At 39.7% G+C, this 21,291-nt stretch carries 21 protein-coding genes; 12 read left to right on the top strand and 9 right to left on the bottom strand.

Annotated features, from left to right (window positions below; all coding sequences use genetic code 11):
* On the bottom strand, positions 1–195 hold a 195-nt coding region (locus FTT84_RS13485), incomplete at its 3' end, for a transposase (protein WP_171256659.1).
* A gap of 230 nt (positions 196–425) precedes the next feature.
* On the opposite strand from FTT84_RS13485, the gene FTT84_RS13480 reads away from it, so the two are divergent.
* On the top strand, positions 426–1,013 hold the full coding sequence (locus FTT84_RS13480; protein ID WP_067762454.1) for a 5-formyltetrahydrofolate cyclo-ligase: 588 nt from the start codon (positions 426–428) through the stop codon (positions 1,011–1,013).
* Positions 1,014–1,159: 146 nt separating this feature from the next.
* A complete protein-coding gene (lon, locus tag FTT84_RS13475; protein WP_180081448.1) occupies positions 1,160–3,586 on the top strand; it encodes an endopeptidase La in 2,427 nt (808 codons plus the stop codon).
* 446 nt (positions 3,587–4,032) lie between these two features.
* Here the strand turns inward: lon and FTT84_RS13470 are convergent, their stop codons facing one another.
* Positions 4,033–4,887: a M20/M25/M40 family metallo-hydrolase gene (locus FTT84_RS13470; RefSeq protein WP_245668198.1), complete on the bottom strand. Its 855-nt coding sequence runs from the start codon at positions 4,885–4,887 to the stop codon at positions 4,033–4,035.
* 260 nt (positions 4,888–5,147) lie between these two features.
* Here FTT84_RS13470 and rlmH point away from each other — a divergent pair, with 260 nt between their 5' ends.
* The 3 genes from rlmH (at position 5,148) to FTT84_RS13455 (ending at position 7,480) form a co-directional block, all read left to right on the top strand.
* A complete protein-coding gene (rlmH, locus tag FTT84_RS13465; RefSeq protein ID WP_067762448.1) occupies positions 5,148–5,630 on the top strand; it encodes a 23S rRNA (pseudouridine(1915)-N(3))-methyltransferase RlmH in 483 nt (160 codons plus the stop codon).
* A 125-nt stretch (positions 5,631–5,755) separates the two neighbouring features.
* Positions 5,756–6,532, top strand: coding sequence for a class III extradiol ring-cleavage dioxygenase (locus tag FTT84_RS13460; protein ID WP_180081446.1), 777 nt, complete (start codon positions 5,756–5,758; stop codon positions 6,530–6,532).
* 171 nt (positions 6,533–6,703) lie between these two features.
* On the top strand, positions 6,704–7,480 hold the full coding sequence (locus tag FTT84_RS13455) for a DUF4377 domain-containing protein (protein ID WP_180081445.1): 777 nt from the start codon (positions 6,704–6,706) through the stop codon (positions 7,478–7,480).
* Positions 7,481–7,567: 87 nt separating this feature from the next.
* On the opposite strand, the gene gdhA is transcribed toward FTT84_RS13455, so the two are convergent.
* On the bottom strand, positions 7,568–8,911 hold the full coding sequence (gdhA, locus tag FTT84_RS13450; protein ID WP_180058634.1) for an NADP-specific glutamate dehydrogenase: 1,344 nt from the start codon (positions 8,909–8,911) through the stop codon (positions 7,568–7,570).
* Positions 8,912–9,241: 330 nt separating this feature from the next.
* Here gdhA and FTT84_RS13445 point away from each other — a divergent pair, with 330 nt between their 5' ends.
* Together FTT84_RS13445 and nth are read left to right on the top strand one after the other, a co-directional pair.
* Positions 9,242–10,036 (top strand): RnfABCDGE type electron transport complex subunit B, encoded by a 795-nt coding sequence (locus FTT84_RS13445; RefSeq protein WP_180081444.1) that lies wholly within the window; start codon positions 9,242–9,244, stop codon positions 10,034–10,036.
* A 17-nt stretch (positions 10,037–10,053) separates the two neighbouring features.
* Complete coding sequence (nth, locus tag FTT84_RS13440; RefSeq protein WP_180081452.1) at positions 10,054–10,728, top strand: endonuclease III; 675 nt, start codon at positions 10,054–10,056, stop codon at positions 10,726–10,728.
* A gap of 126 nt (positions 10,729–10,854) precedes the next feature.
* Here nth and FTT84_RS13435 read toward each other — a convergent pair whose 3' ends face one another.
* The 4 genes from FTT84_RS13435 to FTT84_RS13420 form a co-directional block, all read right to left on the bottom strand.
* A complete protein-coding gene (locus FTT84_RS13435) occupies positions 10,855–11,061 on the bottom strand; it encodes a hypothetical protein (protein ID WP_373685027.1) in 207 nt (68 codons plus the stop codon).
* Between the two features lie 87 nt (positions 11,062–11,148).
* Entirely contained in the window at positions 11,149–11,808 is a 660-nt protein-coding gene (gene adk / locus FTT84_RS13430; protein ID WP_067762439.1) for an adenylate kinase, read from the bottom strand.
* Positions 11,809–11,894: 86 nt separating this feature from the next.
* Complete coding sequence (locus FTT84_RS13425) at positions 11,895–13,211, bottom strand: hypothetical protein (RefSeq protein WP_067762437.1); 1,317 nt, start codon at positions 13,209–13,211, stop codon at positions 11,895–11,897.
* Between the two features lie 64 nt (positions 13,212–13,275).
* On the bottom strand, positions 13,276–13,794 hold the full coding sequence (locus FTT84_RS13420) for a hypothetical protein (protein ID WP_180058637.1): 519 nt from the start codon (positions 13,792–13,794) through the stop codon (positions 13,276–13,278).
* Between the two features lie 234 nt (positions 13,795–14,028).
* Between FTT84_RS13420 and mrdA the strand changes: the two genes are divergently transcribed.
* Positions 14,029–16,092, top strand: coding sequence for a penicillin-binding protein 2 (mrdA, locus tag FTT84_RS13415; RefSeq protein ID WP_067762433.1), 2,064 nt, complete (start codon positions 14,029–14,031; stop codon positions 16,090–16,092).
* A gap of 3 nt (positions 16,093–16,095) precedes the next feature.
* Positions 16,096–16,650, top strand: coding sequence for a 16S rRNA (guanine(966)-N(2))-methyltransferase RsmD (gene rsmD, locus FTT84_RS13410; RefSeq protein WP_067762431.1), 555 nt, complete (start codon positions 16,096–16,098; stop codon positions 16,648–16,650).
* 59 nt (positions 16,651–16,709) lie between these two features.
* Here rsmD and FTT84_RS13405 read toward each other — a convergent pair whose 3' ends face one another.
* Positions 16,710–17,150, bottom strand: coding sequence for a hypothetical protein (locus FTT84_RS13405; RefSeq protein ID WP_180058638.1), 441 nt, complete (start codon positions 17,148–17,150; stop codon positions 16,710–16,712).
* Positions 17,151–17,461: 311 nt separating this feature from the next.
* On the opposite strand from FTT84_RS13405, the gene FTT84_RS13400 reads away from it, so the two are divergent.
* Together FTT84_RS13400 and FTT84_RS13395 are read left to right on the top strand one after the other, a co-directional pair.
* On the top strand, positions 17,462–18,202 hold the full coding sequence (locus FTT84_RS13400; RefSeq protein WP_067762427.1) for a sulfite exporter TauE/SafE family protein: 741 nt from the start codon (positions 17,462–17,464) through the stop codon (positions 18,200–18,202).
* A 156-nt stretch (positions 18,203–18,358) separates the two neighbouring features.
* The gene (locus FTT84_RS13395; protein WP_067762425.1) at positions 18,359–18,688 is read left to right on the top strand and encodes a hypothetical protein; all 330 of its coding nucleotides are present in this window, start codon (positions 18,359–18,361) and stop codon (positions 18,686–18,688) included.
* A gap of 87 nt (positions 18,689–18,775) precedes the next feature.
* On the opposite strand, the gene FTT84_RS13390 is transcribed toward FTT84_RS13395, so the two are convergent.
* Positions 18,776–19,357, bottom strand: a complete 582-nt coding sequence (locus tag FTT84_RS13390) for a 1-acyl-sn-glycerol-3-phosphate acyltransferase (RefSeq protein WP_180081443.1) — start codon at positions 19,355–19,357, stop codon at positions 18,776–18,778.
* Between the two features lie 326 nt (positions 19,358–19,683).
* Between FTT84_RS13390 and FTT84_RS13385 the strand changes: the two genes are divergently transcribed.
* Positions 19,684–21,189 carry a hypothetical protein gene (locus tag FTT84_RS13385; RefSeq protein WP_180081442.1) on the top strand — a complete coding sequence of 502 codons (1,506 nt, stop codon included), beginning with the start codon at positions 19,684–19,686 and terminating at the stop codon, positions 21,187–21,189.
* Positions 21,190–21,291: the final 102 nt, after the last annotated feature.

Genomic DNA, 21,291 nt, shown 5'->3' with positions numbered 1-21,291 from the left:
TAAGGATTTAATCATTAAGCAGCATTGGATAGCTGCGTCGGAGTAGGTTTGATTTCGCCCTTGTTTGCCTTTTGATGGCGCATACCATTGCGTAGCAGGATCAAACCAAATGGCAATATTTCCGCGACTCATGAGTGCTCGGTTATATGCGGGCCAATTGGTTGTGCGGTAGATTTTGTGTGTAGGCTTCTTCATTTGAAAAATATATCGCTGAAAAAGCCTTTACAGATAGGTTTGTGCAACAAAGCCGTTATAAATACAAAGCTTCGGTTTAGCTTTCCTTCAATATTTAACAAATGGTAAATTTATTAATGTTTATTATTTTTAAGCATTCTCAGTAGCTATAGAAAAATTAATAGGACAAACCGAGGTTTAGCGGGTTAGTATATTTCTTACCTTTGACTGATTATTTCCCTACTTCTATTATGGAATTAAATACCCAAACTTTACGTAAAACTTTAAGGCAACGTCGTCGCCAAGTTTCTATGTTGAGTCATAAACAGTCTGAGTCAAAAACTGCATATAAATTAATCAGACATTCTATTTTTAAATCCTCTAATAAAGTTGGGATTTATTTACATGCTTTTGGTGAAATACATACTCAAAAAATAATTGATCTGTGCTTTTTACAGGGTAAACAAGTCTTCCTTCCCATGATTTGCAACATGAATCAGCAACTAGTTTGGGTCAAAATTTCGCGAAATCAATACTATAACAAACGCTTTTCACACCACCCACTTGGTATGAAAGAACCGATGGCCTCACGAGGTTTTCATGTATCCCACCTCGATTTATTAATTATGCCTTTGCTTGCGTGTGATCCAGTCGGAACTCGTATCGGTATGGGTGGCGGTTTTTATGACAAAACATTAGCCACCGCCCCCAGAAAGCCAATACGCCTCGGTCTTGCACACGATTTTCAATTTATAACGCAAAGCTTACATCGAGAAGCCTGGGATCAACCCTTAGATGCCTTACTTAGCCCTACAAAACTTTTACGCTTTAAGCGCTAAATTGATAAAATTGACTTAAACGAACACTTTAAAATCACATATTTAGTCATTTTTTATACATTTTAATTGACACTACCCTTGTAATTTAAAAAATACCCATCACTATAAAAACATGGCAACACCGTTGTCACTCATTAGGAGTGCCCATGTCTGAGATTATTATGAATGAAGAAAGCTTGGAAACAATCATTCCGAGCGTATTACCGCTTTTAGCGCTACGAGATGTGGTTGTATATCCTCACATGCAAATTGCGCTGTTTGTGGGTCGTGAAAAATCGATCAACGCAGTTAACGTTGCGCGTGAAAGTGACAATCTTGTATTCGTAGTGGCACAAAAAGATTCGCTATCAGAAGAAATTGATCACGATAATTTATATCAATACGGTACTGTCGCGAAGATTGTGCAAGTTGTAAATCATGAGAATGATGAAAACTGTATTAAGGTACTGATTGAGGGCTTATATCGTGCGAAACTTGAGAAAATCATCGATACAGATGAATACCTCACTGCTGAACACTCATTAAGCCCAATGACGGTTGACTTGAATGCTGAAAATCAATCAACTCGTCTTGAAGAACTACGTGCGCTTTTTGCCCAATATGCAGAAGCAAAACTACGCAATGCACGTGAACTGATTGCTGCAGCGAATAAAATTGAAGATTTACTACAATTGTTATTCTTCGTTGCTACACGTGTGCCTTTAAATATCGACATCAAGCAAAAATTCCTTGAGCACGATGAATTTGAAGCACATTTAGCTGAGCTCATGACTTATTTATTGCAACAGTCTGAAGAACAGCAAATTGAACAAACGCTACATGATTCTGTAAAACGCCAAATGGAAAAGAATCAGCGTGAATACTTCTTAAATGAAAAAATGAAGGTTATTCAGCGTGAACTTTCCGATATGAATGGCGGAGCTGAAGATGACGTTCAAGAAATTGAAAAGCGTCTTGCTGAAGCAGACTTACCTGAACATGTACGTAAAAAAGCTGAAAATGAATTCCGTAAGCTAAAAGCGATGCAACCTGCATCAAGCGAAGCAGCTGTGGTGCGTAACTATCTAGAAGTAATTTTAGATACGCCGTGGAATAAAGCAAGCAAAGTCAGCATCAATTTGGCTAAAGCACAAGATATATTAGATGCCGACCACTATGGTCTAGATGATGTGAAAGATCGCATTGTTGAATACCTAGCCGTGCAATCACGTGTGAAAAAATTACGTGGCCCAATTTTATGCTTAGTTGGTCCTCCTGGTGTGGGTAAAACCTCACTCGGTGAATCTGTAGCAAAAGCGACAGGACGTGAATTTGTTCGTATGGCACTGGGTGGTGTACGTGATGAAGCTGAAATTCGTGGTCACCGTCGTACTTATATCGGTGCGATGCCGGGTAAAATCGTGCAATCACTATCTAAAGTTGGCGTGAAGAACCCACTGTTCTTGCTCGACGAAATTGACAAAATGGCGCAAGACTACCGTGGCGACCCTGCTTCTGCCTTGCTTGAAGTACTTGATCCATCGCAAAACAGTAAGTTCAATGATCACTATTTAGATCTTGATTTAGACCTTTCTGAAGTGATGTTCATTTGTACTGCAAACAGCATGAATATTCCTGAAGCGCTTCTTGACCGTATGGAAGTGATTCGTCTACCGGGTTATACCGAAGATGAGAAAGTGAATATTGCTGAGCGTTATTTAGTGCCGAAAGCTATTAAAAATAATGGTCTACGCGCTAAAGAATTAACAGTACATGAAGAAGCCATTCGCGACATCGTACAACGTTATACACGTGAAGCTGGTGTGCGTAGCCTTGAACGTGAAGTATCTAAAATTGCACGTAAAGTCGTGAAAGAAGCCGTTAGTAAGAAATCGAAAAATCTTCAAATTGAAGTGGATTCGAAAAATCTTCCTGACTACTTAGGCCCGCACAAATTCGACTTCGGTATGGCTGAAGAAGAAGCACAAGTCGGTCGTGTAAATGGTTTAGCTTGGACTTCCGTGGGTGGTGAGCTATTAACGATTGAAGTGGCAGCAGTTCCAGGTAAAGGCAAATTCATCACTACAGGTTCACTGGGTGACGTGATGAAAGAGTCAATTACAGCAGCAATGACTGTCGTACGTACCCGTGCTGATGAACTCGGTATCGAAGCGTCTCGCTTTGAAGAAACAGATGTTCACGTACATTTACCCGAAGGTGCAACACCAAAAGATGGCCCATCAGCTGGTTTAGCCCTTACTTTAGCACTTGTTTCAGCTTTCACTAAAATTGCAATTCGTCCTGATATTGCCATGACAGGTGAAACAAGCTTAAGTGGTCGTGCGATGCGTATTGGCGGCTTAAAAGAAAAACTTTTGGCAGCACACCGTGGTGGTGTAAAACTCGTGTTTATCCCACAAGACAACGTTCGTGATTTGTCTGAAATTCCAGACAACGTAAAAGAAGGTTTAGAAATTAAAGCAGTGAAATCGATTGATGAAATCTTACCACTTGCATTGGTTTCTGCACCAAAAGCCTTAGCCAAAACACCTATCGTTAAAGCAACTGAAAGTGGCAAAGCGGCACGCCATTAAGTTTTAAAACTATTTTACATGATTAAAAAAAGCCCTGTTCGCAGGGCTTTTTTGTGTTCAAAATTGGATGTTAAAAAATTGAAAACCGAACAACATTAGAAATTAAAATTAGCCATAGCAAATATACATGAAGCAAGTTCCATCCAACGAATTGAAGTTAGTGATGTAATACCTATAGGAATATAAATTAGAAAGTCTTACAAAATTTCAGGGTTATTACTTGATAAATACTTAATCATCCCCCATATATATATTGGTAGAGATATACGCGCTGTATGTTTCATTTTCGTTCCAAATGCACATTATGTGATTGTTCTTTTTGGAACAGAATGGTCATCTGCATCTCCAGGCAGATGACCTTTTATCGCAGTCCACAGGCTTTCAGGACTGCGTTTTTTATGCATTCAAGTTTTGTCTTAGTTCTTCAATGGATTTTGATACGCTCATCATGGCGCAATCAAAGTTTTTACCAAACCATTTACAACTTGTGCCATCTTCCCCACATTGAGTTTTTCTATCGTATCTTGCTCGGTATGGTAATGCTTATTTCGATAGTATGCCGTATCCGTAATCATCATTGCAGGTATATCAAATTTCCAATAATTCATATGATCTGAGAAATCGATTCCTTGAATAAATGAAGGTGAAATAAGTCGCTCACACTGTAATTCGTTTAAATTTTCCATTGCACTACAGTAATTTGAGGTCAAATCACGAGACTGCACATTGCCCACAGCAGCAATGAAATTTGAATGTGATGGATAAATCCACTTCAAACCAATCGGATAATCTTGAGTCGCTTTCGGGTCAAAATAACCAATCATTTCCAAAATATAAACACCATTTATTTTATCTTTGTTTTTAGCGACTGACTTTGCATGGATAAAACTACCCATTGACTCCGTTCGAAAATAAGGCGGTTCTTCTAACGTATAAAATACGAATTCAATATTTTGTTTCAACCGCGATTTTTCTGCTGCCAAAATACGTGCTGTCTCAAGTACACCTGCAACACCAGATGCATTGTCATCAGCACCCGCTTGTTCACCATATACATCGTAATGCGCTCCTACAATCACCTTTGTACTGTTTCCCGTATTCAATGGGCACACCACATTGCGGTAGGGTTGACTATTCACTGTATAGGTTTGAAAACTACAATTAACACCAAATAAACGCATTTGCTCGCGAATCCATGCGGAGACACGATTCAACTCCTGAATATTTTTATAGTTTCTATATTCGCCTTCAGAGCCAATAATTTGCTGTAAATAAACGCTTAAATTTTCAGGTTCAGCCATTCGAGTAGTCGCATGTGCAGTAAGTGGCAAACTAAAAAGAATCACAACTACCGTGAGTGAATGATACAGCAGCTGAAAACCACGTTTTAGGGGTAGTTTTATCATTGTTATTATTCCGCTTTTTAAAAATTTGAGCATAAGTAACTTATGCTGCGTATTTAAACAGCAAGCAAATCCTCTTTTCAATTGCAATTTGTGTCTGTTATTACAAAGCAACAAATCACCGTTATAATAGTCTTTTGCTTCATTTCAGGCGCTGTATGAAAATCCGCATTCTCACTATTGGTCAAAAAATGCCAGCTTGGGTACTGACAGGTTTTGAAGACTATTTCAAACGTATTCAACCCTTTGTACAAACTCAAATTGTTGAATTGCCTATGGCGAAGCGCGGTAAAAATGATTCTGAAGCTGATATTTTAAAATACCGTCAAATCGAAGGTGATAGCATATTAAATGCCATGAAAGGTAATGAGGTGTTAATTGCTCTTGAAGTCGGTGGCCGTGAATTTAGTACTGAAAAACTTGCTGAAACAATGAAAGGTTGGATGCTAGAAGGCAATGATGTGGTCTTAGCAATTGGTGGACCTGATGGGCACTCTGAAGCCGTACGTAAAGCAGCAGCATGGCATTGGTCATTATCAAAACTTACACTGCCTCACCCAATGGTTCGTGTCATGCTCATTGAGCAGCTCTACCGTGCTATGAGCATCAACAACAACCACCCTTACCATCGTGCTGGCTAAAATCACTGTTTAGTTCTTCGCATTGTTGCATAAACGAAACAATACGTTGAATTTATACAGATTGGTTATAGTTTCAAAATACAGCATGATAAACCTATTCCATATAACGACTTCCGGCGACGACCATGAATTTACAAACACTCCCAGGTTTATTTATTTCCCACGGTTCTCCAATGCTCGCTATCAATCCTGAGCAAGTTGGGCCAGCGCTGGAACGTCTCAGTCTCAATCTTCCAAAACCCCAAGCCATTATTATTATGTCTGCACATTGGGAAAGTAACGCACTAGAAGTAAGTACAGGCATTCGACCAGAGACTTGGCACGATTTCCGTGGCTTTCCTGAGGAACTTTATGAGATTCGCTACCCTGCTCCAGGTCAACCAGAGCTTGCAGAAGAAATTTTACATCTATTAGCAAATGCTGGACTTGCAGCACATGCAAACAGCACACATCCGCGTGACCATGGTGTTTGGATGCCATTACTTCACATGTATCCAGAAGCAGACATTCCAGTTGTTGAAATATCACTGCCAATGACAATGAGTGCTCAAGATATTTATAAGATTGGACAAACACTGGCACCTTTACGTGAAAAACAAATTTTGTTGATTGGTTCCGGTAGCATTACGCATAACTTGCGCGAATTAGCTTGGAATGGGCAAGCGGCTGCTGTACCTGAGTGGGCTTCGACTTTCCGCAATTATGTGGTTAGTAAACTTACTCACCAAGATTATGACGCAGTGCTTGATTGGCAGTCTATTCCGCATGTTCAACGCAATCATCCGACGATAGAACACTTTGCACCGATCTTTTTCGCAATGGGTGCAGGCCATCGCTTCTCAATTGTGCATAGCAGTTTCAGTATGGGTTCTCTTGGTATGGATATTTATCGCTTTGATTAACTGTGATAATTTGATAAAACACGCTTTTAATAGATAAATTATATTTATATAATAACAAATATATATTTATGGATACATTTTGATACCGAATCGCGCAGAATGTATCCATAATTTTTTAAAATGAATAGGTTATGCTGCATTCTGTTATTTAGATCAAGAACTGTAAGCCTTATGAAATTAAAATATTTAGCGATTGCACTCTTCCCTTTAGCACTTGCAGCATGTCAATCAAGCGATATCCAAAAAGCTGGAGATATAGCCTTGACCGTTTTACAACAACAAAATGCAGATAAAACCTTGGCCGCTTATCAGTGGAGTACCAACACTGAAAATGCGCCTAAACCGATTGTTTTAAACTTTAGCGAAGAAGGTCGTCTAAGTATCTCAACAAGCTGTAATACGCTAGGTAGCTCTTGGTCAGTCGAAAATAATACCATCAGCACAGGTAGCATGATGGCAACACAAATGGCTTGCCCGAACAACATGATGGCGCAGGAAGGTATCGCTGCAGATATTTTCTCAAACCGCAAAGTGCCATTTATTCTAAATCTAAACGATAAAGAAAAACCCACCCTTACTTTAACCAATAGTAAAGGTGAAAAGATTGTATTCACAGGTAAAATGACCCCTGAAACTAAATACCAATCTGCGGGTGAAACCATTTTCTTAGAAATTAGCCCTGAAACCAAACAATGTACAGGTGTTGCACCGCAAACATGTTTACAGGTCAAAGAAATCAAATATGCTGAAAATGGGGTTAAAACCCAAGTCGATAAAGACTGGAGTTTGTTCTACGACAAAATTGAAGGCTTTGAACACTCACCAAATGAGCGTCAAATCATTCGCGTGAAACGTTATGAAATAAAAAATCCAGCAGCAGATCAGTCTAAATATGCCTATGTACATGACATGACAATTGCGCGTGGTAGCTTAGATAGCAAACTCTAAGTCAGATTTGCATCGCTCAATTTAATTTTGAAATAAAAAAAAACCGAGGCATTAGCCTCGGTTTTTTAGTTCGTACTTAGGTAGAACTTAGTAAACGCCTTGAGCAAGCATTGCATCAGCTACTTTTACGAAGCCAGCAATGTTTGCACCATTTACATAGTTCACAGTACCGTCTTCTTCAGTACCGTATTTCACGCAGTTACGGTGAATTTCTTTCATGATCGCATGAAGACGCTCGTCAACTTCTTCAAAAGTCCAACCCAAACGAATTGCGTTTTGAGACATTTCAAGACCAGAAGTTGCAACACCACCTGCATTTGATGCTTTACCTGGTGCATAAAGAATTTTCGCTTCAACGAATTTCTCAACAGCATCCAAAGTAGAAGGCATGTTTGCGCCTTCAGCAACACAGATTACACCATTTGCAAGAAGTACAGCAGCATCATCGCCATTCAATTCATTTTGTGTTGCACATGGAAGCGCGATATCACATTTGATTGACCAAGGACGTTGACCTTCAAGGTATTCAAAACCGTGCTTAGATGCGAATTCTGAAATACGACCACGTTTTACGTTTTTAAGTTCCATTACTTCAGCAAGAAGTTCAGTTGTGAAACCATCTTTAACGTATACAGTACCGTTAGAGTCTGAAAGTGAAACCACTTTCGCACCTAGATACATTGCTTTTTCAGCTGCAAATTGTGCAACGTTACCAGAACCCGAAATAGTCACAACTTTGTTGTTGAAGCTATCACCACGAGTTTTTAGCATTTCTTCAGCAAAATACACTGTACCGAAACCTGTAGCTTCAGGGCGTGCTAGTGAACCACCGAAAGTTAAGCCTTTACCAGTGAATACACATGCAGTGTCGTTGCTTAATTTTTTCATCATGCCGGCCATGTAGCCAACTTCACGGCCACCCACACCAATGTCACCAGCTGGGATGTCAGTGTTTGAACCTAAATGACGATATAACTCGATCATTAATGCTTGGCAGAAACGCATAATTTCGCCTTCAGATTTACCTTTAGGATCGAAATCTGAACCACCTTTACCACCGCCCATAGGCAATGTAGTTAAAGCATTTTTGAAAGTTTGCTCAAAACCTAAGAATTTTAGGATTGAAAGGTTCACTGAAGGATGGAAACGCATACCACCTTTGAATGGACCGATTGCTGAGTTGTATTGAACACGGAAAGCACGGTTAACGTGAGTTTGACCTTTGTCATCTACCCATGAAACACGGAATTGAATCGCACGTTCTGGCTCAACAAGACGCTCAAGCAGACCGTAGTCAGCATACTCTGGGTTCTTTTCAATGAAAGGCCAAAGGCTCGTCATCACTTCTTCAACAGCTTGAAGAAATTCAGGTTGATGTGCATCACGTGTTTTAACGTAGTCCAGGAAGTCGTTAAGGCTGTTATATTTCAACGCTTAATCCTCAGCAGATGTATGGATCAAAACTGTTCACAATTTTGATCAAAGATATATTTTGGCGCAAAATATTAAATATCTTTTGTAACCAATGGGCAATAGTTTTTTTAAAAAATCTTTAAAATATATAAATTTCATGTGTTTAATTTGATTTTTAAGATGTTTTGGTTATATATCTAATAACTTTAAGGAATATTTTAATGTTGTTTTTTGCGCATAAATGATGCAAACAACGACCTATTTTCGAGCACACTCAATACACTAAAAACATGCTAGAATTCATTACCCTGTTTTGTTTTCGCACTTTCTGCTGTAACTCGATGAACCATGAATTCTGAAATTTCCCTCATTCAACAAATTGACGCATTACTTCCACAAACCCAATGCGGTCTATGTGGCCATCGTGATGGGTGTTTGCCCTATGCAAAATCAATTCATGAAGGTGAAGCTGCGAATAAATGCGTGCCGGGTGGGCAGCCTGTGGCTGATGCCTTAGCGATTTTGTTAAATCGTGCTCCGTTAAAAGCAGAAGAAAGTATGTGGCCAATTCAATCCGACGGCCGTCCTCAACGTGTCAAAGCAGTGATTCGTGAAGACGAATGTATTGGATGCACCAAATGCATTAGCGCCTGCCCTGTCGATGCCATCATTGGCTCAGGAAAACTCATGCATAGCGTATTAACGGATTTATGCACGGGCTGTGAACTGTGCATTCCTCCTTGCCCGGTCGACTGCATTGACTTGGTTGAAGACACCCAACCGATACTAAATTCAACACTAAGAATTGCAGAGCAAGACGACTTACGCCGCCGATATTATGCACATATTCAGCGTGAAGAAAAACGTCAACTCAATCGTAAAGGTCCTGTCGTTCGCGCCGAAATTGACACTGAATTATTTGCCCAATTTTCAAGCCAAACGGACTCTGTTCCTGCAATTGAAGTGGTTGAAAAACAAAATGTACCGACCATTAATATTGATGCAAAAACCACGATTGAACTTGCAAAAATCCGAACACAAATCAAAAAACTCGAAAAGCAGCTCAGTGTTCGTGAAGATGCCAAAAAACGTGAGTTGCTTGATTCGCTTTCGGTACAACTAACACAATTACAAGGGGCTTAATTGTGGCTGTTAAAAATATGACGAAAAAGCAGATTCAAACTTTTTTTGAACGACTGCGTGAACAACGTCCCAACCCTAAAACTGAACTAAATTACAGCAGCCCCTTTGAGCTATTGGTGGCAGTGACATTATCTGCCCAAGCCACTGATGTCAGCGTCAATAAAGCCACAGATAAACTATTTCCTATTGCCAATACACCTGAAGCTATTTATGCCTTAGGCGTTGATGGATTAAAGGAATATATTAAGACCATTGGCCTATATAATTCGAAAGCTGAGAACGTCATTAAAGCCTGTAAGATGTTAATCGACAAACACAACAGCGTCGTACCAAACAATCGTGCAGACTTAGAAGCCTTGCCCGGTGTGGGGCGTAAGACAGCGAATGTGGTGCTGAATACCGCTTTCGGTCAACCAACAATGGCCGTTGATACACATATTTTTCGTTTAGGTAACCGTACAGGTTTAGCTGTCGGCAAGAACGTGCTTGAAGTCGAACACCGTTTAGTGAAAGTGATTCCAAAAGAATTTATTGTCGACTCACATCATTGGTTAATTTTACATGGTCGTTACTGCTGTATCGCACGTAAACCCAAGTGTAATGAATGTATCGTTTCTGACGTGTGTAACTGGCCTGATCGTTTTGAGTTTGGTGCAGCAAGACCAATTAAAACAACCAACCTAGATGCCTAATCTTTCTTAGATATCACAAGCATTATTTTTATGCTAATCAAATGAAAAGCAGCAATATATAACTCCGATATATTGCTGCTTTTTCAATATACTCGCCTAGTTTAGGGCTCAGAACTCCAGTGCAAATTACTGTTCAGATTTAGAATCTTTCTGTTTTTGCTTATCTAACTCTTGTTGTAATTTGGGATGTAACTGATACTGCTTCGGGTTTAATTTTGCATCTTTTGCTTCTTCAATTTGTACATTACGTAGCATTTTAAAACTAACATAAAGCAGTCCCAGTAAAACCGCCACTGCAACTACAACACCCAAAATTAAAGCAACTTTCAGCACTAGATTGTCCTCAAAAATGAACAATAAAAAAAAGAGTCCCACTATGCAGTAGGACTCTTTTAAAGTCAAAATTTCAGTCGAACTGAATTATTTTGCTTGATCTAAAATCGCGAACAAATCAGTTTGTACTTGTTCGATTGGACGTAGACCATTTAATTTGTCATAAGTCGGTGCATTTTCACCAGATGCTGCGCGGCCTTGGTAGAAACCAACCAATTGCTCAGTTTCAGTATGGTATGAACCTAGACGTTTACGAATCGTCGCCTCTTGGTCATCAGGACGTTGCACAAGGTCTTCACCAGTTTCGTCATCTTTACCTTCCACTTTCGGCGGATTGTAAACGATGTGGTAAACACGACCTGATGCAGGGTGTTGACGACGACCAGAAAGACGTTGAACGATTTCTTCGTCAGGTACATCAATCTCGATCACGTGATCGATGTTGATACCTTCATTTTCAAGCGCTTCAGCTTGAGGAATCGTACGTGGGAAACCGTCAAAAATGCAGCCGTTTACGCAATCAGGTTGAGCAATACGTTCTTTCACAAGACCAATAATCAGCTCATCAGATACAAGACCGCCATTATCCATGACGCTTTTAGCTTGTAGACCTAATTCAGTACCTTCACGAATCGCAGCACGGAGCATATCACCGGTTGAAATTTGTGGGATATCGTAGCGCTTACAGATCAACTGAGCCTGTGTGCCTTTACCTGCTCCAGGTGGTCCGAGTAATATAATGCGCATAAAAAAACATCCTCATTTTAAAACATTGTATATGACGCTATACGGTGATATGAACCCCAAGATTAACATCACCTATCAGCATCTAATTATAAGAAAGCCACAAACAAATGTATTGTACCAGCTATAAAACCAGTCACCCCACCCAACACAATCAAAATCCATTCGTCTTCCTGAAATGCAGGACGTAACAAATTTTGAAATTCTTTAGGCGTTAACTCGCGAATACGGTCTCTAAACATCTGAAAGATTTTCTGTGCACGGCTCGCATTAAACGCAGGGTCGCATACAGGCACCATCGTAATTTCAATTGAGCGATCGATCAAGTCTGTCTTGAGTTTTGCATACTCTTTTGGACCTAAAGACAACTGTAATGACGTACGAACCAATGGTGTTTCCATAATTTCGTTAATATGACGTTTAACAATGCGACGAGTCTTGTCTTTTTTCCCGCCATACATCATTTCGGTCATGATAGATTTTAGCGTAATTAGGTCTTCTGTGACTACATTTGCGAATACATCCGATACTTCTTCTTGGCGTTTCATAAACGCCCCTTGAATATTGTAAGTTCCAATACGTGGAATCACAGGCTTGATCCAAGGAAATTTACGATCTTTAGTTAATTCAAAGAATTGTAAATACTTCACTGGGTGTGGTTCGATTGGATTGAATACCATCCAAATAGCAATCCAATTGGTCAAAAAGCCCCAGATTGCAGCCCAGAATGGCACTGTCCAATGCCAAGGCACCACAAACCAAACAACCATCTGGAAGATACCAAAGAACATCCCAATCAAGGCACTAATATGCCAAATAAAGTTAATTTCTTTTTGTCCAACTTTAAGGAACATTCGCACCATCAGGCGTCGATCAGACTCCATCTGGCTCACCACCATTTCACGCATGTCAACTAATGACTCGACGTTCATGGTCAGTTCGGTCACAAGTTCTTTTAAAGTACTTGGTAACTGTTTATGTGCTTGAGCATAAATACGACGTTTGATCGAATACGGTAAATTTTCCCAAAGAACAGCATTTCGGTCGAGCATGACTTCATCAATTAAATGTTCAAGCTCAAAACCAACTTGTTCACCAATAATACGCGCCATGTCCTCAGGATCCATTGCATCTAAAAATTCACGCAATGAACCCAATTTAGACAAAGTGTTGTCGGTAATAATGCCAGATATACGTCCAGCCTTTCTTGGCACAATGCCCTGCCATCCCACCGGTATTGGGCCTAAATGGAATCCCCAAAAAGTAATTGGGTAAAACACCATTTTAAGTGCCATCCAAACGTGTGCCCAGGTAACGAACGCGGTAACGGGGATAATACTTAGCACCGCCCAAAAATCGGGTCGTTGCAAAAAGGTTTGCCACAGATCGTTAACGTACTCAAGCATGCATAACTTCCATATTTAATTTTATTCAGTGAGCGCGGTTAAAACATAAAGTTGATTATTTTCACTACAAACCAATACTTAGAGTATATGAGATTTGTAGTCTAGGTTCGATTTCTGCAATAACATTGCCCGACTTATCTTCTAATTTCTCTCCTGCACCCAGGCCAACACTAAACGTACTGATACGCTCGGAGCTCAACATCACATAAGCAAGATCAATACCACCGCCTAATCGAGCTTCATCGTCACCATCAACTTTTTTCGTGTCGATATAACCTGCATAAGCCCCGACATAATAACCATTTTTATCCTTGCCAGTGAAATGAACTGGGTGACGAAAGCCGACTTGTCCACCAGGTGTTTTATCATCGTTCAAGAAAACACCAGCTTTCGCATAAGCAATGCCATAAGGGTTGACCCATTCACCATTCACATGAATGATTTTTTGAGTAAAACCCGCACCAAGATTCCAAGCTTGATAGCCTGTACTGCCTAAATTTGCCTCAGGTAAAAATGCGTTGTCATTGGCGTGTGCGACACTTCCAAGCATCATTAACGCCAACCATGGATAAAATTTATTCATTGTTTTCACTAACTTCCTTAGTATTATTTTTGGATTATTCCTTTTTTATTCTTAGCGACTTTATCAGATTAAAATGAACTGTTATACACAAGCTCGCATCTTTTTCATGTCTGCAAAGTCAAAGTTTGAGCTACATCCACGAGCAGCACGTTTTTAATTCTCAAAAAAAATAACAATTGCGCTAGAATATGCCTCTTCTGTTATTTCAGTTCTTTGTCTTTAAGTCGATCGCATATGAAGCAGCACTTTCCTTTAAAAAATGTCCAGCAAGAAAAGCGGATTTATCGTAATCGTGTACTGATTTCGATTGGGATCGTGTCATTCTTTATGTTGCTATTGGTAGCTCGCTACGCCTATTTACAAATTAAGAATTACGAAACGTTTTCAACCGCTGCAGATCAAAACCGAATTCGTTTACAGCCTTTAGCGCCATCCCGTGGCTATATTTATGACCGCAATGGTGTATTACTGGCTGATAACTACCCTGTATTCTCTGCAACCATGAGTCGTGCAGATGTTGAAGATATTGACGACACCGTCAAGCGCCTCACGCCGCTCCTTGAACTTACTGATGAAGACATTGAACGTTTTAGCAGTCGAATTAAAACTTCAAAGAAAACTGAACGTGTTTCAATCAAACTTAACCTGAATGAAAATGATATTGCGCGTTTTAGTGAAGTGAAATATCAATTCCCAGGCGTTAATATCGAAACACAAATGACCCGTTATTACCCACATGGTGAACTTTTTGCGCATGTGATTGGTTATGTCGGTCGTATCAATGACAAAGAACTTAAAACCATTGATAAAGATTTATATGCTGGCTCTAACCTGATTGGTAAGATCGGCGTTGAAAAGTCGTATGAAGAATTACTACATGGCATGCCCGGCAATGAGTCCGTTGAAGCTGATGCTTTTGGTAATGTGTTACGCCACTTGGGCCGTAAAGATCCAGTTCGTGGTAATGATCTGTATTTATCCTTAGATTATGGCTTACAAACGATTGCTTCTGAGCAATTGGCAGGTCGACGTGGCGCTATTGTTGCAATGGATCCGCGTACAGGTGAAATTCTTGCTTTGGTATCCAGCCCAAGCTTTAACCCGAACCTGTTCGTAACAGGTATTAGTAGTAAAGATTATTCTGGTTTACGTGATAGCTTAGACCAACCACTCTATAACCGTGCTGTACAAGGGGCTTATCCTCCAGGATCGACCATTAAACCGATGTTTGGTATGGGTGGTATTCACTATGGTTTAGTTGATTGGAGCACGGCTATTTCAGATCCCGGTTATTTTACTTTACCAGGTGATAGCCATCGTTTCCGTGACCACAAAAAAACCGGTCATGGCGCTGTAAATATGCATAAAGCACAAGTTGTCTCTTGTGATACCTATTTTTATGTCCTGTCATATCGCATGGGCATTGAAAAAATGAACTCATGGATGCGTCAATTTGGTTTCGGTGAAAAAACTGGTGTCGATTTACCAAGTGAAAGTACAGGCTTATATCCGAACCCTGAATGGAAAATGCGTACCCGCAAATCAAATTGGCTTAAAGGTGAAACGATTTCCGTCAGTATTGGACAAGGTGCATTTACCGCAACCCCATTACAACTGGCCATGGCGACTGCAATTACAGCCAACCAAGGCTCTCATGTCACCCCTCATGTATTGCGTGAAAGTAAAGGTTCTAAGGTGCATAAAGTTCATAATGCACCAAATGGCCGCATTCAATTTAATGGTAAACCAGAAGATTGGATTAAGATGCGTGATGCCATGATTGATGTAGTGCAAACGGGTACAGGCCGTGGTATCCGCACGCCGATGTATCAAATTGCAGGTAAAACAGGTACAGCTCAGGTTAAAAGTATTGCTCAAGGTAAACGATATAACGAAGCATTACTTACAGAACGTCAACTTGATCACGGCCTATTTGTTGGCTTTGCACCCGCTGAAAAACCTGAAATTGCAATTGCTGTGGTTTGGGAAAATGGCCGTCATGGTGGTTCGGCAGCTCAAATCGCTAAACCTATTTTTGACTATTGGCTACTAACTCGTAAAAAAAATCCAATTCGTCCTTCCGGCCACCAAGTAAGTGGTGGCTTAATGACAGCTGGGATTAAACCCGGTGAATTACCAAGTGGCGCTAATATTTTGTCTGCCGACCCAAATGCAAATCCAAACCAGCAAACAAATGAAGCGAACTCAAATAGTAACCAGGCCGCTCAGACAAATGGTCAAGCAGCACCTACTACATCTCGTGCTGCGAGTGCAGCCGCAACAGCTGATCAGGAATAATCAATGAAAAATCAATTAAGAATCATTGGTGGAGAATGGAAACGTCGTCAGCTACCTTTTGCCAGTATTGACGGACTTCGCCCAACGCCTGACCGTGTACGTGAAACGCTTTTTAACTGGCTCATGTGGGACGTACAAAATGCCAAAGTTCTAGATCTATGTACCGGTTCAGGTGCATTAGCATTTGAAGCACTCTCACGAGGTGCAGCACAAGCAGTCATGATAGAACCTGACCGTACGCAAGCAAAATTTTTAACGGATAATCTCGAACTATTACGTGTGAGTAAGCAACAGGCCCAACTCAAAATTATGACTGCTCAACAAGCCTTAGCTACATTAAAAGAGCAGTTTGATTTAGTATTTTTAGACCCTCCCTATAGCCTCGACCTATGGGAAACCTTAGCAAACCAAGCTGATCCATTAATTGCAGAAAATGGCTTAATTTATGTCGAAGCTGATCGAGATCTATCTCAGCTCAAATTACCCGTATCATGGAAACAAATTAAAAATACTAAAGCTGGTACAGTTCGCGCTGGACTCTATCAAAAATCAGTTTAAAACCAAATGTATTTAAAAAAGGACGCTTACGCGTCCTTTTCTTAGCGAATGTCCCAAGATCAAATTTGTGGACGTAAAGGTCGCTGTGCATTAAATCCACCTGTAGATAGCTTAACTGCTGGTGCAACATTAGGACGCTTCTTCTGTGATTGAGCATTCGGTTTTGGTTTCGTTACAGGTTTTGTTGTTTGTGGTTTAGCGGTTTGAGGCTTATTTACATTCGGTTTATGCTGTGACGGGCGTTGTACATTAGGCCGTTGATTATCCCAAGGTCGATGCTGTTGGGTTGAACCTATATGCTGTGGACGCTGATGATGTGGTCTGTATTGCGGCTGATTCGGACGATATTGTGGACGCTCATAGCCATAAGAATTTGAATATCGATGCGATGATCCATAACCATATTGACTTGAATAATGCGAGCCATCGTCAAACGGTGCAACCACACACCCGGTAAGTGAAATTGCGAGCACTGATAGCAAAGAAACTTGTTTAAGCATGTGAACTACTCCTATTTGAATAGGGATAGTCTGCTGTAAAGAAATGGATCAAAAAGGTAACCTATGTAGATGAGATGTATACCCATGTCCATTTTTTATCCATCATCTAGAATATTAAACCTATAAATAAGATGTAAAAAAACCAAGCTTGGCAGTGAAACATTTATGATAGAACACCGATAACAATCAGCGAATCACCCCATTATTCGATCAGATTTTTAGATAACTTATTTCGTTATTTATACTAACAAACTCCCCTTCAGAGATAATTTTATCTACAATAGCGACTGAATTTTAAAAGTAAAAATGCAATGACATGGTTAATTTTCATTCTTGGGGCAGTATGTGCAGGTTTCATCCAAGGATTAACAGGTTTTGCATTTGCACTAATTGCTATGTCTTTTTGGGTATGGATTCTGCCGCCGCAAATTGCAGCACCCTTAGTTGTTAGTGCTTCAGTCTATAGTCACTTTATTTCCCTCAGTTACGAAAAAAACTCCATAAACCTCGATCGCAAACTCATTTGGCCTTACTTAATAGCGGGCTTAATTGGCGTGCCTTTAGGAACCTATTTACTCGATATTATTAATCAAAACACTTTTAAGCTGGTACTCGGTGCATTTTTAGTGATTTGGTGCCCGATCCTTTTTTTTAATCCTACAATTGGATGGATCACAAAATCGGGTAAATGGGCAGATTCGATCATTGGCTATATTGGAGGCATATTGGGTGGATTAGGTGGCTTTTGTGGGGCATTGCCTTCTGCTTGGCTCATGCTTAAAAAGACACCGAAAGAACAGCAGCGTTATATTCTGCGTCATTTTAATTTCGCAATTCAAATCGTGACCTTAGCCAGCTATCTATGGCAAGGGATTATCCAAAAACAGCACTTACCCTATCTGGCGGTATTACTGATTATCATGGCATTTCCGGTAATTTTAGGTGCACGTTTGTTTTACAAAGTCTCGGAACGCCAGTTTAAACACATTGTTCTTGGTTTATTATTTAGCTCAGGATGCTTTTTACTTAGCATGAGTCTATTGCACAGCTAAACCAGTTTTTGAAATATAAATGATCTACAAAATACAACTAAAATCATGAACCACATCTCATTTAATCATTTTTTAGCCAAATGGTAAAAAATAAATTAATTTTTATCTTAAAACTGAATAGAATACGACACCACATCATTTGCTCATAAAAAAATCATGAATAAGTTCATCCTGCTCGCAGGTGTAACTCTGTTAAGCGGCTGTATGTTTGGCACATCTAGCGAAATAAAAAAAGCCGAAAAGCTACTTTCTCAATTCCAATGTAATAATATCGAAAGCGCACATATGACGCACAGTTCGATTACCAGTTTCCATGAGCAAAAACTTGCTTCAAGTAAACAGAAAGTCGTTTCTTATATTGATCAATATAAAGATGGCGATAAATTATTTAGCATTCCACTCACCGATGTCGTGGATCAACAATATATTATTTATAAGTCTGCTTGCCAAAACTTAGGTGGGATACATCCTGAAGTTGAAGAATAACAAAAACTATTTACATCGATTTTTCTCAAATCAAAATAAAAAAGGACAGTCTGAGCTGTCCTTTTTTCTATCTAATCTACTTTAAGATCATGGATGATAGCGTGTATCTACACTAAATTTTTCAGGAAATTTTGCATTAATGTTGGCATAAAAAGCCATGATCTCAGCCATATCTTTTTCAAAATCCCCTGTCGGATAAACAATTTTACCAACGCCAGTTTTTTTATTTTTATAATCCATATAAGCCAAGGCAATAGGTACACCCGCATTGACTGCAACATGGTAAAAACCTGTTTTCCATTTTTCTTGCTTGGCGCGTGTTGCTTCAGGTGTTACTAACATCACCAATTTCGGATGAGTTTTAAATAAATCTGTCATCAGTTGAACCATACTCGGACGTGGTTCACCCGGCGCTTTAGGACGACGATCTATCCCAATCCCGCCCATAGCGCGGACAAATGGCCCAAATGGAAACTTCATATAACTGTCTTTAATGGTAAGACGTACATTTACCCCCATTGCCTTCAAAGCTAGACGCGCATATAGCGCATCCCAATTACTGGTATGAGGAGCAGCAATCATGACACATTGCTCTAAATCTAGTGGCCAGTGATTATCAATTTCCCAACCCATCATGTTCAGACTTTGTTCTGCTAACTTCTCAAACACGTCACGCACCAATTCTATTCAAAATTGCGCGAATTTTAGCAACCTCGGCAAATATAGATAGTGCTCTATGATCAATAAATAAACAATTAATCTATATTTGTATAATTAGAATTTTTAAATGAATAGTTGATTATTTTTTCCACCTTCAACTTATCTCATACATCAATTTACGGATAGTTCAGATTGCTTCCCCATATAAATAGGAATTTCTTTCCAATATAAAGGATTCATACATTAAAAAGCTCTTAACCTCCTAATTTTGGGATATGGCAAATATGAGGGTCTTTTTATACTGAATCCACATTATAAATTTCAGGAAGATTCTAATGAAAAAAACTTTACTTTGTATTGCTTTAGCGGGGTTACTTAGTGCCTGCGGCGGTTCGGATAATGATTCGTCTAACACTCCCCCATCCACAACAACTCAAATAGGTGTCCTAACCGATGGCCCTGTTGAAGGTGCAACTTATACCATTAATGGTATATCTAAAACGACAAACGCACAGGGAGAATTTGAATATCAAGAAGGTGATGAAATTACCTTCTCTATCGGTAATATCGACCTTGGAACTGTCACTGGATCTGAACGTATTACTCCAGTCGAGTTAGCTGAGGACGAAACGACACGTACTAATATGCTCATTTTCTTACAATCTTTAGATTCTCAGGGGGATCATGACGATGGTATTCAAATCCCTGACTCAGTGAGTCAACTCCCTGCAAACTCAATTGACTTCTCTAAACCAACAACAGAATTTATTACAAGCTTTCAACCTGTTCTACAAACAATAGAAGATTTTAAAGATAAAGTCGTAGTTAGCGCAACAGAAGCACAAGCTAACTTTAACCAAACACTACTCAAAGATATCGTTGGGGTTTGGTATGCGAAAAATGCTGACTCAGAAATCGTACTTCAAGTAACCTCAGACGGGAAATACCTGATTGGCGAACCTATTGTTAGCTCACCATCTGATAGTGCAAATGGCATGGAGTATGGTGAATTATCGGTAAATGCTGTTGCTGGAGATTTATGGGCGCAATCTTCAATTGATACAAATGAAGATTGGGGCTTAACTGATTCTGGAAAAACACGTGATATGAAAATATCATTTGATGGTACACAGTTAAAAATTTCAGAAGCCCAAAACCTGAATGAAAGTGCAACTTTTACCAAAGTTCCTCACCATAATTCTGGAATTGTAGGTGCATGGAGTTCAAGCTCAGGTAAGCAATTATTTGTTTTCAATACAGATAATACATATATCATGGTCGATGCTGTAGGCGATGATCAGGTCGAAGTTGGGGAAACACCTTGTGGTGGACCAGGAATCGAATATGGTAATTATCAGCTCCAAAATGGTAAATTATTGGTGAATACTCCCCCTATCATCGATACAAACGGTTGTGCCGGTCTATCCGATAATGATGCACACTTAGGCTTACCAGTCACAATTGCAACTAACTCACTAACGTTCACGGTAAGCGATGAAGGCTCATTTACCCTCTCTAGACTAAATGGAAAAGACACAGAGGTAGAAGACGTCAACCAAACATTCTTAAAAGATATCGCAGGTGTTTGGTATGCGAAGAATGAAGAGTCAGAAGTTGTACTGCAAATCACCAAAGACGGAAAATATATGCTTGGTGAACCGATTTTCAGTGCACCATCAGATAGCGCCAATGGCATGGAATACGGTGAATTATCTATTGATGCCAAGTCGGGAACTTTACGAGCTCAAGCGTCAATCGATACGAATGAAGATTGGGGTTTAACGGATTTCGGTGTTACACGTGATATGAAAATATCCTCTGTACACGACAAAAATAGATAACTCATTGAAATAATGTCACAATAATTGTTTTCTAACGACGAATACTATGACACATCTCAATGAGCTATATCTTATCTTAAACAAATATCTAAAATGGAACAA

It is taken from the genome of Acinetobacter sp. YH01019 (genome assembly GCF_013420285.1).
Lineage (GTDB): Bacteria > Pseudomonadota > Gammaproteobacteria > Pseudomonadales > Moraxellaceae > Acinetobacter > Acinetobacter gandensis.
This window is presented reverse-complemented; position numbering and strand designations above follow the sequence as displayed.

Bases quoted from the DNA above. Each gene is read 5' to 3' on its own strand.
- adk (WP_067762439.1), bottom strand. From the start codon at position 11,808: ATGCGCATTATATTACTCGGACCACCTGGAGCAGGTAAAGGCACACAG.
- FTT84_RS13420 (WP_180058637.1), bottom strand. From the start codon at position 13,794: ATGAATAAATTTTATCCATGGTTGGCGTTAATGATGCTTGGAAGTGTC.
- FTT84_RS13445 (WP_180081444.1), top strand. From the start codon at position 9,242: ATGAATTCTGAAATTTCCCTCATTCAACAAATTGACGCATTACTTCCA.
- FTT84_RS13480 (WP_067762454.1), top strand. From the start codon at position 426: ATGGAATTAAATACCCAAACTTTACGTAAAACTTTAAGGCAACGTCGT.
- rlmH (WP_067762448.1), top strand. From the start codon at position 5,148: ATGAAAATCCGCATTCTCACTATTGGTCAAAAAATGCCAGCTTGGGTA.
- lon (WP_180081448.1), top strand. From the start codon at position 1,160: ATGTCTGAGATTATTATGAATGAAGAAAGCTTGGAAACAATCATTCCG.
- FTT84_RS13395 (WP_067762425.1), top strand. From the start codon at position 18,359: ATGAATAAGTTCATCCTGCTCGCAGGTGTAACTCTGTTAAGCGGCTGT.
- rsmD (WP_067762431.1), top strand. From the start codon at position 16,096: ATGAAAAATCAATTAAGAATCATTGGTGGAGAATGGAAACGTCGTCAG.
- FTT84_RS13385 (WP_180081442.1), top strand. From the start codon at position 19,684: ATGAAAAAAACTTTACTTTGTATTGCTTTAGCGGGGTTACTTAGTGCC.
- mrdA (WP_067762433.1), top strand. From the start codon at position 14,029: ATGAAGCAGCACTTTCCTTTAAAAAATGTCCAGCAAGAAAAGCGGATT.
- FTT84_RS13405 (WP_180058638.1), bottom strand. From the start codon at position 17,150: ATGCTTAAACAAGTTTCTTTGCTATCAGTGCTCGCAATTTCACTTACC.
- FTT84_RS13455 (WP_180081445.1), top strand. From the start codon at position 6,704: ATGAAATTAAAATATTTAGCGATTGCACTCTTCCCTTTAGCACTTGCA.
- FTT84_RS13400 (WP_067762427.1), top strand. From the start codon at position 17,462: ATGACATGGTTAATTTTCATTCTTGGGGCAGTATGTGCAGGTTTCATC.
- FTT84_RS13470 (WP_245668198.1), bottom strand. From the start codon at position 4,887: ATGGCTGAACCTGAAAATTTAAGCGTTTATTTACAGCAAATTATTGGC.
- FTT84_RS13460 (WP_180081446.1), top strand. From the start codon at position 5,756: ATGAATTTACAAACACTCCCAGGTTTATTTATTTCCCACGGTTCTCCA.
- FTT84_RS13425 (WP_067762437.1), bottom strand. From the start codon at position 13,211: ATGCTTGAGTACGTTAACGATCTGTGGCAAACCTTTTTGCAACGACCC.
- nth (WP_180081452.1), top strand. From the start codon at position 10,054: ATGACGAAAAAGCAGATTCAAACTTTTTTTGAACGACTGCGTGAACAA.